Raw genomic sequence first — 14446 nt, forward strand, 5'->3', positions numbered from 1 at the left:
CAGGCGCCGGATGGGTAGGGTCAGCGATGCTTTGGGAGTATCATGGAAGGCTTTCACCCCTGGCGGAACGAGCTGATTCATGAGTCTGCACTATCCCACCATCGCCGATTGCATCGGTAACACGCCGCTGGTGCGCCTGCAGCGCCTGGCCGGCGACACCCGCAGTACCGTGCTGCTCAAGCTGGAAGGCAACAACCCGGCGGGTTCGGTCAAGGACCGCCCGGCGCTGTCGATGATCCGCCAGGCCGAGGCCCGTGGCGACATCCTGCCCGGGGATACCCTGATCGAGGCCACCTCCGGCAACACCGGGATCGCCCTGGCCATGGCCGCCGCGATCATGGGCTATCGCATGATCCTGATCATGCCCGACAACTCCAGCGCCGAACGCAAGGCGGCCATGACCGCCTACGGCGCCGAGCTGATCCTGGTCAGCAAGGAAGAGGGCATGGAAGGCGCGCGGGATCTGGCCACCCGCATGCAGGCCGAGGGCCGCGGCAAGGTGCTCGACCAGTTCGGCAATGGCGACAACCCGGTCGCCCACTACCTGGGCACCGGTCCGGAAATCTGGCGCCAGACCCACGGCAGCATCACCCATTTCGTCAGTTCCATGGGGACCACCGGGACCATCATGGGTACCTCGCGCTACCTCAAGGAGCAGAATCCCAAGGTGCAGATCGTGGGTCTGCAACCGGAGGAGGGCGCGGCCATTCCTGGTATCCGCCGCTGGCCGGAGGCCTACCTGCCGAAGATCTACGAATCCAGTCGCGTGGATCGCATCATCGACATGGGCCAGCAGGAAGCCGAGGACACCATGCGCCGTCTGGCCCGGGAAGAAGGCATCTTCTGCGGTGTGTCGTCCGGCGGTTCGGTGGCGGGCGCCCTGCGCATCGCCCGGGAAGTGGACAATGCGGTGATCGTCGCGATCATCTGTGACCGAGGCGATCGCTACCTGTCGACCGGCGTCTATGACCCGCGCTAAGCGAGGCGGCGGCGGGCTGCGCTTCCAACCCGCCGGTGGCGCCCGGGCGGCGGCGGTGCCGACTGGCAAGCGGCAGCTGCTGGCCATCGAGCGGCTGTCCCATGACGGCCGCGGCGTCGCCCGCGAAGGCGGGCGGACCTGGTTCGTCGCCGGTGCCCTGCCGGGCGAGCAGGTCGAGGCGCGGGTGCTCGGTGCTCGTAGCCAGGTGGTCGAGGCCCGTACCCTCAGGGTGCTGGAAGCCAATCCGCTGCGGCGCACACCGCCCTGCAGCGTGGCCGACCGCTGCGGTGGTTGCACCCTGCAGCACCTGCCCCATGCCGATCAACTGACCCTCAAGCAGGACGCCCTCGCCGAGCAATTCCGCCGGCTGGCCGGGGTGCAACCGTTGGCCTGGGCCGCCCCCATGGTCGGTCCCGAGTTCGGCTATCGCCGGCGCGCCCGCGTCGCGGTGCGCTGGGACGAGCGCCAAGGACGCCTGGAGGTGGGTTTTCGCGCCGAGGCCAGCCAGGACATCGTCACTCCCGACGACTGCCTGGTACTGGTCCCGGAACTGCAGCCGCTGCTGCGGGCGCTACCTGACCTGCTGAGCGGGCTGGCGCGGCCCCAGGCGATCGGTCATGTCGAACTCTTCCAGGGTACGGCCACGGCCCTGCTGGTGCGCCATACCCAGGCGCTGCTGCCAGGCGACCAGGCCCGTCTGCGCGACTTCTGCGCGGCCGCTGGCGTCCAGCTCTGGTGGCAGGGCAAGGGCGAGCCGCAGCCGGATCAGACCGACGCCAGGCTGGGCTATCGATTGGCGCCCTGGGACCTGACGCTGGCCTATCAGCCGGGCGATTTCGTCCAGGTCAACGCCGCCATCAACGAGGCCATGGTCGCCCAGGCGCTGGACTGGCTGGCGCCCACCGCTGACGACCGGGTGCTCGATCTGTTCTCCGGCCTGGGCAATTTCGCCCTGCCACTGGCGCGGCAGGCAGCGGCGGTCACCGGGATCGAAGGGGTCGCGGCGATGACATCCCGGGCAATACAAAATGCGCGTGACAACGGCATCGGCAACGCGCACTTTCTACAGGTGGACCTGTCGAACCCGCTACCCGCCGATCTGGGCAGCCATTCGCTGGCCTTGCTGGATCCGCCACGCGACGGTGCGCTGGAGGTGGTCCGGCAGCTCCGGGGGCTCGGCATCGGGCGACTGGTCTATGTTTCCTGCAATCCGGCCACCCTGGCGCGGGATGCGGGAGAGCTGGTCCGACAGGGCTATCGCATGACAAGGGCGGGCATTCTCGACATGTTCCCGCAGACTGCCCATGTGGAAGCCATGGTGCTGTTCGAAGCGGGCAGGATGCCCGGGTAACGACGGCTCGCCAACCGATGCGAGCCAATCCGGCGAGAAGGCTACGCCGTGAGGAAGGGGTAGATGGTACAGGTCAGAGCGCATCAGCCAGTCAACGTCGATGGCAGCATCAACCTCCACGCCTGGCTGGATCATATCCAGAGCGTGGATCCGAATCTCGATCGCGAGGCCTTGCTGGATGCCTGCGGCTTCGCCCGCACGGCGGAAGAGAATTCCGGTCAGGTCGAGCACACCTGGGCGGAGGGTACCTCCAGCTTCCACACCGGGCTGGAGATGGCCGAGATCCTGGCCGACCTCAAGCTGGATCAGGACAGCCTGATCGCGGCCATCGTCTATCGAGCGGTGCGCGAGGGCAAGGCGACCCTGGAATCGGCGACCGAGCATTTCGGCCCGGTGGTGGCCAAGCTGATCGAAGGCGTGCTGCGCATGGCGGCGATCAGCGAGAGTCTCAATCCGCGCAAGTCCATGGTGCTGGGCAGCCAGACCCAGGTCGACAACCTGCGGCGCATGCTGGTGGCCATGGTCGACGACGTCCGCGTGGCCCTGATCAAGCTGGCCGAGCGCACCTGTGCCATCCGCGCGGTCAAGAACGCCACCGAAGAGCGCCGCAACCGGGTGGCCCGCGAGGTGGCCGACATCTATGCGCCCCTGGCCCATCGCCTGGGCATCGGCCATATCAAGTGGGAGCTGGAGGACCTGTCCTTCCGCTATCTGGAGCCGCAGCAGTACAAGCAGATCGCGACCCTGCTGCACGAACGGCGGCTGGATCGCGAGCAGTACATCGCCGACGTCATGCAGCAGCTGCGGGACGAACTCACCGCCACCGGCATCAAGTCCGACCTCAGCGGTCGGGCCAAGCACATCTATTCCATCTGGCGGAAGATGCAGCGCAAGGGTCTGGAGTTCAGCCAGATCTACGACGTGCGGGCGGTGCGGGTACTGGTGCCCGAGATGCGTGACTGCTATACCGCGCTGGGTATCGTGCATACCCTCTGGCGGCACATTCCCCGCGAGTTCGACGACTATATCGCCAATCCCAAGGAGAACGGCTACCGTTCCCTGCATACCGCGGTGATCGGCCCGGAAGGCAAGGTGCTGGAGGTGCAGATCCGTACCCACGCCATGCACGAAGAAGCGGAGCTGGGGGTCTGCGCGCACTGGCGCTACAAGGGTACCGACGTCAAATCGGCCTCCAACCACTACGAAGAAAAGATCTCCTGGCTGCGTCAGGTGCTGGAATGGCACGAGGAGCTGGGCGACATCGGCGGCCTGGCCGATCAGCTACGAGTCGACATCGAGCCGGACCGGGTCTACGTCTTCACCCCCGACGGCCACGCCATCGACCTGCCCAAGGGCGCAACGCCGCTGGACTTCGCCTATCGGGTGCACACCGAGATCGGCCACAACTGCCGCGGCGCCAAGATCAACGGCCGCATCGTGCCGCTGAACTACCAGCTGCAGACCGGTGAGCAGGTGGAGATCATCACCGGCAAGCAGGGTTCGCCCAGCCGCGACTGGCTCAACCCCAACCTCGGCTACGTCAACACCTCGCGGGCCCGGGCCAAGATCGTCCACTGGTTCAAGTTCCAGGCGCGTGACCAGAACGTCGCCGCCGGCAAGGCCATGGTCGAGCGCGAGCTGTCGCGCCTGGCGTTGCCGCCGGTGGACTTCAACACCCTGGCCGAGAAGGTCAACTACAAGGGCGCCGAGGACATGCTCGCGGCCCTGGGCGCCGGCGATCTGCGCCTGGCCCATGTGATGCACGCCGCTCAGCAGCTGGTGGAGCCGGACAAGGGCCTCGATACCCTCGATCTCCTCCCGCGCAAGCCCACCAACAAGCCGGGCAAGCGCGGCGATGTACAGATCCAGGGGGTGGGCAATCTGCTGACCCAGATCGCTGGGTGCTGCCAGCCGGTACCGGGTGACGCCATCGTCGGCTACATCACCCTCGGCCGCGGCGTGACTATCCACCGACAGGATTGCGCCAATGCCCTGCAGCTGGCCAGTCGCGAGCCGGAGCGGACCATCCAGGTGAGCTGGGGCCCGGTGCCGGTGCAGACCTATCCGGTCGATATCGTGATCAAGGCCTTCGACCGCTCCGGTCTGCTGCGCGACGTCTCGCAGATCCTGCTCAACGAGCGGATCAACGTGCTGGCGGTGAACACCCGCTCCAATCGCGAGGAAAACACCGCCAACATGCTGCTGACCATCGAGATCCCCGGCCTGGACGCCCTCGGCCGCCTGCTCGGGCGCATTTCCCAGCTGCCCAATATCATCGAAGCCCGGCGTAATCGCACTGCCTGAGCGGTGTGGCGACGACCCCACGAGGCGCCTCTGGCGCCTCGTGCTTTTTCCAGCGATAGGATTCACTCATGTACCAGCTCGACGACCTGCTGCACCTCATGGCCCGGTTGCGCGATCCCCGGCACGGCTGCCCCTGGGATTTGCGCCAGGACTACGCCAGCATTGTGCCCCACACCCTGGAAGAGGCCTACGAGGTCGCCGACGCCATCGCCAAGCGGGATTTTCCCCAGCTGCGCGACGAGTTGGGCGATCTGCTGTTCCAGGTCGTCTACTACAGCCAGTTGGGGCGTGAGGATGGCCATTTCGACTTTGCCCAGGTGGTGGACGGCATCACCCGCAAGCTGGTGCGGCGTCATCCCCATGTCTTTCCCGATGGCGACCTGCATGGCCCCCTGGACTTGCCACGGCTGGACGAGGCGACCATCAAGCGGCGCTGGGAAGAGATCAAGGCCGAGGAGCGTGCGGAGAAGGCCGCGGCGCCCGAGCAGCTGTCGCTGCTGGATGACGTGCCGGCTGCGCTGCCGGCCCTGAGTCGGGCGGCCAAGCTGCAGAAGCGCGCCGCCAATGTCGGCTTCGACTGGGCCGATGCCACGCCGGTGGTGGCCAAGATCCAGGAGGAACTGGACGAGGTACGCGAGGCCATGGCCAACGGCCAGGCCACCCAGGTGGCGGAAGAGGTGGGCGATCTGCTATTCGTCATGGTCAATCTGGCGAGGCACCTGCAGGTCGATGCGGAAGACGCCCTGCGCCAGGCTAACGCCAAGTTCGAGCGACGCTTCCGCTATATAGAAGAGGCGCTGAAAGCCCAGGGGCGCACGCCGCAGGAAGCCAGCCTGGAGGAGATGGACGCGTTCTGGGACGCCGCCAAGGTGGAAGAGAAGGGCGTCGTCGGGCATTCGTTGCAGGGTCGCTGAAACCGGGCGTAGGTTGGTGCTGAGCATAGCGAAGCCCAACGCTGCCGAGATCTGGACGGGTTTCGACGTGTCGTCCAAGCCCGGCTGTTGGACTTCGCTGCGCTCAACCGCAACCTACGGCATCCGCTCCCAGCCGTAGGACAGGTCCGGTTGGTCGGCCAGGTGGGCCGGGCACTTGCCCTTGAGGTGCCAGGCGAAGGCGATGATTTCGGCCAGGGTGCGGTAGAGCGCCTCGGGGATTTCCGCGCCCAGCTCCAGGCGCGCCAGGATCCGCACCAGATCAGCGTTCTCGTAAATGGGCACCTCGTGCTCCCGGGCTGTGGCCAGGATGAGTTCGGCCAGTTCGGCGTCGCCCTTGGCGGACAGGATGGGTGCACTGCTGCCGTCATAGGACAACGCGATGGCCTGGCGGGGGGCGGACGTGCTCATGCGGTATCGTCGATCCAACGTTGTTCGAGAGAGGTGCGCGGATGGCGCGCAGGGCGGCCCTGGCGGCTGCTGAGGTCGCCGACCACGAAGCCGGCGGCCAGCAGGCGGTCGCGCAGATGGGGCAATTCGGTATCGATCAGCGTCGCGGTGGCGCCTTTTTCCGCCCAGAACTCGCTCGACAGCCGGCCGCTGGCCAGCTGTGCCCGTACCTGCAGCGGGCCGAGCGGTGCCAGGTCGAAGGCCAGTTCCACCTTCCACAGGCTGTCGCGGGCTTCGCCGCGGGTATCCGGCGGCGGCCGTTCTTCCTGGAAGCGCACCTGCACCGCACCGAGGCGCTCGCCATCGCGCCAGGGAATCTCGGTCTGCCAGGTGGAGAGGTAGTAGCCGTCCGGCAGGACCTGGGTCTGGGCCAGGCTGGCGAGCTGGTGGGTCTGCAGGCGGGCGATGACGCCGGTGGCCAGTTGCAGCAATTCGTCGAGTTCGGCGTTGGCGGCGCTGAGGCCGCGACCGTCGCGTTCGCCCAGGGGAAAGTCCAGGGCGGTGGGTTGGCGACTGGCAGTGGCGGCGCCGCCTAGGGCCCGGCGCAGGGCGTCGGGGAGATTCTGCTGGGCGGCCTGGGCCGCGACCTGGGGATTGCGCAGGGCATCGCCCGGTACGCTGGCCAGCAGTCGATCCACCAGGCGCAGCAGGTTGGCCTTGAAGTCTTCCTGGAGATCGGGACCGCCGCGCTCCAGCAGTTGCTGCTCCAGTTGCAAGCCGCTACGGGCCAGGGCGCGGGTCCAGCCCTGGGCGGTGGTGAGCGTCTCGGTGTGCTCCAGATTGGCCAGCAGCGCCTTGAGCGCGGCCCCCACCGACGGTGGCAGCTCCGCCTCGGGGACGTCCTCCAGCCATTGCAGCAGGGCGTTCATCGACAGCTGGCGTTGGCCCTGGCCCTGCAGCTGGCGGTCGATGTCGAGCTGGTCGAGGCGCTGAGCCATGGGCAGCACCGTGACCTCCTGGCGGTCCTTGATCACCACGGTCAACAGGCTGCCCACCGGCACCGGACGAGCTGACTCCAGCTTGAGCTGGCGGCCTTCGAGGTTGGAGCTCAGGGCCTTGGCGATCACCTCGTAGGTGGGTGCTGCGCCGGGCTGCTGTTGCAGCAGGCTGCTCAGCACCCGTAACTGCAGGGTGGTCCCCACCGGCAGCTGGCGCAGGTCCAGTTGCTGCAGCGGTGGTGGCGGGGCGTCGCCTTCCAGGCTCTGCAGCAGCACCGCCAGCTGGGTGGAGCCCAGGGTGCTCACCAGCAGCTGGCTGCCCACCGGCAGGTTATTGGTCGGACTCTGGGTGGTGAGCAGGACACTGCCGCCCTGGGCCAGCTGCAGCTGCAGCAGGAACTGAAAATTCTGGCCGGCTGGACGGGTGGCGAGCACCTCGGCGGTGGCCGTGCTGCCGGGCGGTATCAGGTCATCGAGGGATTGCAGGGCCTGCAGGATCTGCGCGCCGGCATCCGACGCCTGCGCCGCCGCGGCCCGGACGGGCAGGGCGGGCGTGACGCCGACGCTGGGTGGGATCGCGGAGATGGGGGTCATCGGGCAGGTCCGGTGGAATCGCCTGTGTATAATGGCGCGCCTTCAAGGGCATGTGCCGGGTTAACGGCCAGCGCCCGACCGACTTTAGTGCCGTGAGATCGCCTGTCTTGAATCAGCCCCTGCTCGACGCCGTCGCGCTCCGTTGCGAACGGGGCGGTCGCCTGCTGTTCGACGACCTGAGCCTGGGCCTGGCGGCAGGCGAGTCGCTGCAGATCGGTGGCGTCAACGGCAGCGGCAAGACCAGCCTGCTGCGCATCCTGGCGGGACTGTTGCCGGCGGATGCGGGCGAGGTGCGCCGACCCGCGGCGGCGGAACTGCTCTGGCTGGGTCATGCCCCCGGGATCGCCGAGGGGCTGACCGCGCTGGAAAATCTCCACAGCCTGGCCAATCTCTGGCGCCCGACCACGCCGGCCGCCTGCCTGGCTGCCCTCGCGGCGCTGGGTCTGGCCGACTGGGCGGATGAGCCCTGCAGGCAGCTCTCGGCCGGTCAGCGCCGCCGCGTCGCCCTGGCCCGTCTCCACCTGCCCGCGCCGCCGCGACTCTGGTTGCTGGACGAACCCTTCACCGCCCTCGACGCCGCCAGCTGCACCCAGCTGGAAGAGCGCTTGCGCGCGCATTGCGCCGCGGGTGGCGCCATAGTGCTGACCAGTCATCGCGAGCTGGAGGTCCTGCCCGAGGGGCATCGCCTGCTCTGGCTGGACGGTGGCCGATGAGCGGCGCCTGGCTGGCCATCCTCGGGCGCGAAGGGCGCCTGGCCTGTCGCCGTCCGGCGCTGTGGCTCACGCCCCTGGCCTTCCATGCCCTGGTGGTGACCCTGTTTCCCCTGGCGCTGGGTCCCGATAGCCAGCAGCTGGCCGCCCTGGCGCCGGGACTGCTGTGGATCGCCTTGCTGCTGGCCTTGCTGCTGGGCCAGGAGGCCCTGTTTCGCAGCGACTGGCAGGACGGCTCCCTGGAACTCTGGCTGCTGGCGCCCCAGCCCTTGCCGCTGCTGGTACTGCTCAAGCTGCTGGTGCACTGGTGCTTCGCCGGCCTTGGCCTGGTGGCCCTGACGCCGCTGCTGGCGCTGATGCTGGGGCTGCCCGCCGCGGCCCTGCCAGCGACCCTAGCGGCCCTGACCCTGGGCAGTCTGGCCCTCACGCTGATCGGCGCCATCGGCGCGGCCCTGACCGTGGGCCTGGCCCGTGGTGGCCTGCTGCTGGCGCTGCTCAACCTGCCGCTGCAGATCCCGGTGCTGATCCTGGGCGCCAGCACCCTGGACGCGGCGCGGCTGGGTCTGCCGGTGACGGGGCTGCTGCTCTGGCTGGGCTGCCTGACCCTGCTGGCCCTGACCCTGGCGCCCCTGGCGGTCGCCGCCGGCCTGCGCATCGGCGCGGCCCAATGACGAGGACGACATGAACTGGACCTGGCTGCACCGCCTGGGCTCTCCCGCCATCTTCTATCGTTTGGCCGGCCGGCTGCAGCGGCCCTGCCTGGCGCTGGCCGGACTGCTGCTGGCCGTCGGTCTGGTGTGGGGGCTGTTCCTGGCGCCGCCGGACTACCAGCAGGGCGACAGCTTTCGCATCCTCTATGTGCATGTGCCGGCCGCCTTTCTGGCGCAGTCCTGCTATCTGCTGCTGGCGGTCGCCGGAGCCGTCGGCCTGGTCTGGCGCCTCAAGCTGGCCGACGTGGCCCTGCGCGCGGCCGCGCCGATCGGCGCCTGGATGACGGTGATCGCCCTGGCTACCGGGTCGCTGTGGGGCATTCCCACCTGGGGCACCTGGTGGATCTGGGACGCCCGGCTCACCTCGATGCTGGTGCTGCTGTTTCTCTATCTGGGCGTGATCGCCCTGGGGCAGGCCATCGACCATCGCGAGAGCGCCGCCCGGGCCTGCGCCATCCTGGCGCTGGTGGGCTCGGTCAATCTGCCGATCATCAAGTATTCGGTGGAGTGGTGGAGCACCCTGCATCAGCCGGCCACCTTCAGCCTGGTGGAGCGTCCACCGATGCCCGCGGCCATGTGGCTGCCGCTGCTGGTGATGGTGCTGGGCTTCTACCTGTTCTTTGCCGGCGTGTTGCTGCAGCGCATGCGCCTGGAGGTGCTCAGGCGCGAATGGCGCAGTCGCTGGGTACGCCTGGAACTCGGCGAGGAGGGCGCGTGAGCGGCGTGGACTGGGCGCAAACCCTTGGCATGGGGCGTCATGGCCTCTATGTCTGGCCGGCCTTCGGCCTGACCCTGGTCATCCTCGGCGGCCTGCTGCTGCACGGCTGGCGGGCGCGTCGCCGGCTGGAGCGGGAACTGCGCCAGCGCTGGCTACGGGAGCGGCGGCCATGAATCCGCTTCGTCGTCGCCGGCTGCTGTGGATCCTGCTGCTGTTGCTGGGGGTGGGGGGCGCGGTGGCGCTGGCCCTCAGCGCCCTGCAGCAGAACATCAACCTCTTCTATACCCCGAGCCAGATCGCCCAGGGTGAGGCGCCGCGGGACACCCGCATCCGTGCCGGCGGCATGGTGGAGCAGGGCAGCCTGGTGCGCGCCGCGGATTCCCTCGCGGTGAGCTTCGTCATCACCGACTTCCAGCGCGAGGTGCGGGTGAGCTACGCCGGCATCCTGCCGGACCTGTTCCGTGAGGGGCAGGGGGTGGTGGCCCTGGGCCGACTCGACGACCAAGGCCGCCTGGTGGCCGACCAGGTCCTCGCCAAGCACGACGAGAAGTACATGCCCCCCGAAGTGAGCCAGGCGCTGCGCCAGGCCGGGCGGCCGCTGGACGGCGCGAGGCCGGCGCCATGATCCCGGAACTGGGGCAACTCTGTCTGCTGCTGGCGCTGGCCATGGCCCTGGTGCAGGGCACCTTGCCGCTGCTGGGCGCCTGGCGCGGTCAGGTCGACTGGATGCGGCTGGCGCGCCCGGCCGCCTTTGGCCAGTGGCTGTTCCTGGCGCTGGCCTTTGCGGCCCTGATCTGGGCCTTTCTCCAGGACGACTTCTCGGTGGCCTATGTGGCGGCCAACTCCAACAGTCGCCTGCCCTGGTACTACAAGGTCAGCGCCACCTGGGGCGCCCACGAGGGCTCACTGCTGCTCTGGGCGCTGATCCTGGCGGGCTGGAGCCTGGCGGTGGCCGTCTGCTCGCGCCAGTTGCCCCAGGCCCTGCTGGCGCGGGTGCTGGGTATCCTCGGGCTGGTGGCCACGGGGTTCCTGGCCTTTCTGGTCGCCACCTCCAATCCCTTCGCGCGCCTGCTGCCGCAATTTCCGCGGGAGGGCAACGATCTCAATCCGCTATTGCAGGACCCGGGTCTCATCCTGCATCCGCCCCTGCTCTACATGGGTTATGTGGGCTTTTCGGTGGCCTTCGCCTTCGCCGTGGCAGCGCTGCTGGAAGGTCGGCTGGACGCTGCCTGGGCGCGCTGGGCCAGGCCCTGGACGCTGCTGGCCTGGGCCTTTCTCGGCTGCGGCATCGTGTTGGGCTCCTGGTGGGCCTATTACGAACTGGGCTGGGGGGGCTGGTGGTTCTGGGATCCGGTGGAAAACGCCTCCTTCATGCCCTGGCTGGTAGGGACGGCGCTCCTGCATTCCCTGGCGGTGACCGAGAAGCGCGGCCTGTTCAAGGGCTGGACGGTGCTCCTGGCCATCGCTGCCTTTTCCCTCAGCCTGCTGGGGACCTTTCTGGTGCGCTCGGGGGTGCTGACCTCGGTGCACGCCTTCGCCAGCGATCCCACTCGCGGCGTCTTCATCCTGGCCTTCCTGCTGCTGGTGGTCGGCGGTTCGCTGGCGCTGTTCGCCTGGCGCGCACCGGCGCTCGGCGGCTCGGCGTCCTTTGGCCTGGCCTCCCGGGAGGCCTTGCTGTTGATCAACAACCTGATCCTGGTAACCGCCGCTGCCATGGTGCTGCTCGGCACCCTCTATCCGCTGATCATCGACAGCCTGACGGGTGCCAAGCTGTCGGTGGGGCCGCCCTATTTCGACCTGCTGTTCGTGCCGCTGATGGCGCTGCTGATGCTGGCGCTGGGCGTCGGGGTGCTGGTGCGCTGGAAAAGCAGCCCGGGGCGCTGGCTGGCCCGCTTGCTGGCGCCCATCCTGCTGGCTTGCGCCGTGCTCGCCGGACTCGCCGGTTGGTGGCTGGACCAGCCCAGGGCGGGGATCCTGGCGGTGCTGGCGCTGGCGGCCTGGATCCTGCTGACCGCGCTGCGCGATGTGCTGGGCAAGGTGCTGGCGCTGGGCTGGCGCCGTGGCCTGCGCAGCCAGCCGCGCAGCTACTGGGGCATGCACCTGGCGCACCTGGGCCTGGCGGTGCTGGCCCTGGGCGTGGTGCTGGCCAGCCAGCTGGATGTGCAACGCGATCTGCGCCTGGCGCCGGGCGAGCATGTCGAGCTGCAGGGCTATCGCTTCGGCTTCGCCGGGACCCAGCATTACCAAGGGCCGAACTTCACCTCCGAGCGTGCGCTGCTGCAGGTCGAGCGTGAGGGGCGGGTGATCGCCCTGCTGACCCCGGAGAAGCGCCGCTATCTGGCCAGTGGCGCGGTCATGACCGAAGCGGCCATCGATGCCGGCCTGACCCGCGATCTCTATGTGGCCCTCGGCGAGCCGCTGGGGGAGGGCGTCTGGGCCGTGCGCCTGCAAATCAAGCCCTTCGTCCGGCTGATCTGGCTCGGCGGCCTGCTCACCGCCTTGGGTGGCCTGCTGGCCCTGGCCGATCCGCGCTATCGCCGCCGGCGCTCGTCTTCCCCTGTCGCTGCCACGGAGTCCGCCTGATGCGCCGTCGCCTGTTGCTCTGCCTGCCACTGCTGGCCTTTCTGGTGCTGGCCGGCTTGCTCTTTCGCGGGCTCCATCGCGATCCCCAGGCGCTGCCTTCGGCGCTGGTCGGCCAGCCCTTTCCGGCGTTTTCCTTGCCGGGCGTGCAGGATGAGCGACTGTTCACCCGGCAGGATCTGCTCGGCCGCCCGGCGCTGGTCAATGTCTGGGGCACCTGGTGCGTGGCCTGCCGGGAAGAGCACCCGGTGCTCACTCGACTCAAGGCCGAGGGCGTGGTGATCCACGGCATCAACTACAAGGACGACAATGCCAGCGCTCGGCGCTGGCTGGCGGAATTCCACGATCCCTACCAGCTCGATATCCGCGACGACGAAGGCCGGCTGGGCCTGGACTTGGGCGTCTATGGCGCGCCCGAGACCTTTCTCATCGATGCCCGCGGCGTGGTGCGCTATCGCCATGTCGGGGTGGTCGATCAGCGCGTCTGGGACGCAGACCTCGGGCCGCGCTACCGAGCCCTGGTGGCGACGCCATGAGGGTCGGCTGGCTGCTCCTGTTGCTGGTCTGGTCGACCCTGAGCCAGGCGGCCATCGACCCCTATGGCTTTCGCGACGACGCCGAACGCGCGCGCTTCCAGGCGCTGACCCGCGAATTGCGCTGTCCCAAGTGCCAGAACCAGGACCTGGCCGATTCCAATGCGCCCATCGCCGGCGATCTGCGTCGCGAGATCCAGCGCCTGATGGCGGCCGGGCGGAGCGATGAGGAGATCATCGCCCTCCTGGAGCAGCGCTACGGCGAATTCATCCGCTACCGGCCGCCCTTCGAGGGCCGCACCCTGCTGCTCTGGCTGCTGCCGGGCTTGGCACTGCTGGCTGGGGCCGGGCTGTTGTTGGTCCTGACGCGGCGCCGCCGCCCGGAGCAGACGCTGAGTGACGCCGAACGCCAGCGACTGGCGCAGCTGCAGGCGGAGGAGGAGCCGTGATACTGACCTTCTGGGGGCTGGCGGGATTGCTGCTGATCCTGGCGGTGCTGATCCTGCTGGTGCCGCTGCTGCGCGGTGGACGTGTCATGGCGGATCAGCGGGCGGTGCTCAATCGTACCCTCTATCAGGAACGCCTGGCCGATGCCCGGGCGCGGGCCGCACGGGGGGAGCTGGACATCCAGGCCCTGGCGCTGGCCGAAGCCGAGGCGGGCCGCAGCCTGCTCGCCGACAGTCCTGCCGAGGGTTCTTCGCCGCTGCGCCAGGGCCGGCGCCTGGGTGTCGCGGTCGCCCTGGGCGGCCCGGTCCTGGCCCTGGGGCTCTATCTGCTGCTTGGCGCCTGGCCGGCGCTGCAGCTGAGCCAGCGCCTCGCTACGCCGCCAGCGTCGCCCCAGGCGCTGCTGGCCGATCTGGAAGCGGCGACGCGACTGCAACCCCAGGCGGCCGACAACTGGTATCTGCTGGCGCGCGCCTATGCCGGCCTGGGCCGCTACCAGGCCGCGGTAGCGGCCTTCGAGCAGGTCATCTCGCGTGATGGCCGGCGGGCGGAGGTCCTCGGCCAACTGGCCCAGGCCCGTTTCTTCGCCGCGGGGCGCCAGCTGGATGCCCGCACCCAGGCCCTGGCCGACGAAGCCCTGGCCGCCAATCCCGGCGAGCCCACCACCCTGGGACTGCTGGGCATGGCCGCCTACGAGCGGGGCGCCTACGCCGATGCGGCAGGCTACTGGCAGCGCCTAGTCGCCGTGCTGCCGCCGGCCGATCCCCTGCGCGGCACCCTGGCCGAAGGGGTCACCCGGGCGGAGCGCGCGGCGCGGGCCGCTGGTCAGGTGCTGACCACGCCGGGGCTGGAGGTGGAGGTCAGTCTGGCGCCCGCGGTGGCGCAGCGGGTGCGGCCCGAGGACAGTGTCTTCGTGCTGGCGCTGGCGGTGGATCAGCCCGGTCCGCCGCTGGCGGTACGGCGGCTGCGGGTCGCCGATCTGCCCCGCCGGGTGCGCTTGGATGACGGCAATGCCATGCTGCCCCAACGCAAGCTGTCCGACTATCGCCAGGTGCGACCGGTGGTGGTCATCGCCCGCAGCGGTGATCCGCTCAAGGGGGACTGGCGTCTGGAGGGGCGTCCGCTGGAGCGCTCTTCTAGTGCGTTCAGCCTATTGCGCGTGGAAGCCGACGATGCCATTACGCCATGATCGCGCAGGATGTC

General features: G+C 69.0%; 15 protein-coding genes. 13 read left to right on the forward strand and 2 right to left on the reverse strand.

Annotated elements, in window-relative coordinates; genetic code table 11:
* Nucleotides 1-79 precede the first annotated feature (79 nt).
* The 4 genes from cysM to mazG all read left to right on the forward strand — a co-directional run bounded on the left by cysM (nt 80) and on the right by mazG (nt 5548).
* Entirely contained in the window at nt 80-979 is a 900-nt protein-coding gene (cysM, locus tag NRG74_RS03645) for a cysteine synthase CysM (protein ID WP_017642224.1), read from the forward strand.
* A complete protein-coding gene (gene rlmD / locus NRG74_RS03650; protein WP_257705719.1) occupies nt 966-2330 on the forward strand; it encodes a 23S rRNA (uracil(1939)-C(5))-methyltransferase RlmD in 1365 nt (454 codons plus the stop codon). Before cysM ends, rlmD begins: the two co-directional genes overlap by 14 nt.
* 63 nt (nt 2331-2393) lie before the next feature.
* Nucleotides 2394-4634, forward strand: coding sequence for a GTP diphosphokinase (relA, locus tag NRG74_RS03655; RefSeq protein ID WP_093252518.1), 2241 nt, complete (start codon nt 2394-2396; stop codon nt 4632-4634).
* Nucleotides 4635-4702: 68 nt separating this feature from the next.
* A complete protein-coding gene (mazG, locus tag NRG74_RS03660; RefSeq protein ID WP_257705720.1) occupies nt 4703-5548 on the forward strand; it encodes a nucleoside triphosphate pyrophosphohydrolase in 846 nt (281 codons plus the stop codon).
* Between the two features lie 114 nt (nt 5549-5662).
* Here mazG and NRG74_RS03665 read toward each other — a convergent pair whose 3' ends face one another.
* Both NRG74_RS03665 and NRG74_RS03670 read right to left on the reverse strand, forming a co-directional pair.
* A complete protein-coding gene (locus tag NRG74_RS03665) occupies nt 5663-5977 on the reverse strand; it encodes an EscU/YscU/HrcU family type III secretion system export apparatus switch protein (protein WP_017642228.1) in 315 nt (104 codons plus the stop codon).
* On the reverse strand, nt 5974-7548 hold the full coding sequence (locus tag NRG74_RS03670; protein WP_257705721.1) for a flagellar hook-length control protein FliK: 1575 nt from the start codon (nt 7546-7548) through the stop codon (nt 5974-5976). The genes NRG74_RS03665 and NRG74_RS03670 overlap by 4 nt, the downstream gene beginning before the upstream one ends.
* Nucleotides 7549-7655: 107 nt before the next feature.
* Here NRG74_RS03670 and ccmA point away from each other — a divergent pair, with 107 nt between their 5' ends.
* From ccmA to ccmI, 9 genes are read left to right on the forward strand one after another with little or no spacing between them, the layout of a single operon-like run.
* The gene (ccmA, locus tag NRG74_RS03675) at nt 7656-8261 is read left to right on the forward strand and encodes a cytochrome c biogenesis heme-transporting ATPase CcmA (protein WP_257705722.1); all 606 of its coding nucleotides are present in this window, start codon (nt 7656-7658) and stop codon (nt 8259-8261) included.
* A complete protein-coding gene (ccmB, locus tag NRG74_RS03680) occupies nt 8258-8929 on the forward strand; it encodes a heme exporter protein CcmB (protein ID WP_017642231.1) in 672 nt (223 codons plus the stop codon). The genes ccmA and ccmB overlap by 4 nt, the downstream gene beginning before the upstream one ends.
* Nucleotides 8930-8939: 10 nt before the next feature.
* Nucleotides 8940-9686 (forward strand): heme ABC transporter permease, encoded by a 747-nt coding sequence (locus NRG74_RS03685; RefSeq protein WP_184286989.1) that lies wholly within the window; start codon nt 8940-8942, stop codon nt 9684-9686.
* Nucleotides 9683-9859: a heme exporter protein CcmD gene (gene ccmD, locus NRG74_RS03690; RefSeq protein WP_017642233.1), complete on the forward strand. Its 177-nt coding sequence runs from the start codon at nt 9683-9685 to the stop codon at nt 9857-9859. The genes NRG74_RS03685 and ccmD overlap by 4 nt, the downstream gene beginning before the upstream one ends.
* Nucleotides 9856-10311, forward strand: a complete 456-nt coding sequence (gene ccmE / locus NRG74_RS03695; protein WP_257705723.1) for a cytochrome c maturation protein CcmE — start codon at nt 9856-9858, stop codon at nt 10309-10311. Before ccmD ends, ccmE begins: the two co-directional genes overlap by 4 nt.
* Nucleotides 10308-12269, forward strand: coding sequence for a heme lyase CcmF/NrfE family subunit (locus NRG74_RS03700; RefSeq protein ID WP_257705724.1), 1962 nt, complete (start codon nt 10308-10310; stop codon nt 12267-12269). Before ccmE ends, NRG74_RS03700 begins: the two co-directional genes overlap by 4 nt.
* Nucleotides 12269-12802 (forward strand): DsbE family thiol:disulfide interchange protein, encoded by a 534-nt coding sequence (locus NRG74_RS03705; RefSeq protein WP_017642236.1) that lies wholly within the window; start codon nt 12269-12271, stop codon nt 12800-12802. Before NRG74_RS03700 ends, NRG74_RS03705 begins: the two co-directional genes overlap by 1 nt.
* Complete coding sequence (locus tag NRG74_RS03710; protein WP_257705725.1) at nt 12799-13248, forward strand: cytochrome c-type biogenesis protein; 450 nt, start codon at nt 12799-12801, stop codon at nt 13246-13248. The genes NRG74_RS03705 and NRG74_RS03710 overlap by 4 nt, the downstream gene beginning before the upstream one ends.
* A complete protein-coding gene (gene ccmI / locus NRG74_RS03715) occupies nt 13245-14432 on the forward strand; it encodes a c-type cytochrome biogenesis protein CcmI (protein WP_257705726.1) in 1188 nt (395 codons plus the stop codon). The genes NRG74_RS03710 and ccmI overlap by 4 nt, the downstream gene beginning before the upstream one ends.
* Nucleotides 14433-14446 lie beyond the last annotated feature (14 nt).

Source organism: Pseudomonas oryzihabitans, assembly GCF_024652905.1.
Taxonomy (GTDB): domain Bacteria; phylum Pseudomonadota; class Gammaproteobacteria; order Pseudomonadales; family Pseudomonadaceae; genus Chryseomonas; species Chryseomonas benzopyrenica.

Coding starts and splice junctions, on each gene's coding strand:
- NRG74_RS03710 (WP_257705725.1), top strand. CDS start 12,799: ATGAGGGTCGGCTGGCTGCTCCTGTTGCTGGTCTGGTCGACCCTGAGC.
- mazG (WP_257705720.1), top strand. CDS start 4,703: ATGTACCAGCTCGACGACCTGCTGCACCTCATGGCCCGGTTGCGCGAT.
- NRG74_RS03665 (WP_017642228.1), bottom strand. CDS start 5,977: ATGAGCACGTCCGCCCCCCGCCAGGCCATCGCGTTGTCCTATGACGGC.
- relA (WP_093252518.1), top strand. CDS start 2,394: ATGGTACAGGTCAGAGCGCATCAGCCAGTCAACGTCGATGGCAGCATC.
- NRG74_RS03705 (WP_017642236.1), top strand. CDS start 12,269: ATGCGCCGTCGCCTGTTGCTCTGCCTGCCACTGCTGGCCTTTCTGGTG.
- ccmB (WP_017642231.1), top strand. CDS start 8,258: ATGAGCGGCGCCTGGCTGGCCATCCTCGGGCGCGAAGGGCGCCTGGCC.
- NRG74_RS03700 (WP_257705724.1), top strand. CDS start 10,308: ATGATCCCGGAACTGGGGCAACTCTGTCTGCTGCTGGCGCTGGCCATG.
- rlmD (WP_257705719.1), top strand. CDS start 966: ATGACCCGCGCTAAGCGAGGCGGCGGCGGGCTGCGCTTCCAACCCGCC.
- NRG74_RS03685 (WP_184286989.1), top strand. CDS start 8,940: ATGAACTGGACCTGGCTGCACCGCCTGGGCTCTCCCGCCATCTTCTAT.
- cysM (WP_017642224.1), top strand. CDS start 80: ATGAGTCTGCACTATCCCACCATCGCCGATTGCATCGGTAACACGCCG.
- NRG74_RS03670 (WP_257705721.1), bottom strand. CDS start 7,548: ATGACCCCCATCTCCGCGATCCCACCCAGCGTCGGCGTCACGCCCGCC.
- ccmE (WP_257705723.1), top strand. CDS start 9,856: ATGAATCCGCTTCGTCGTCGCCGGCTGCTGTGGATCCTGCTGCTGTTG.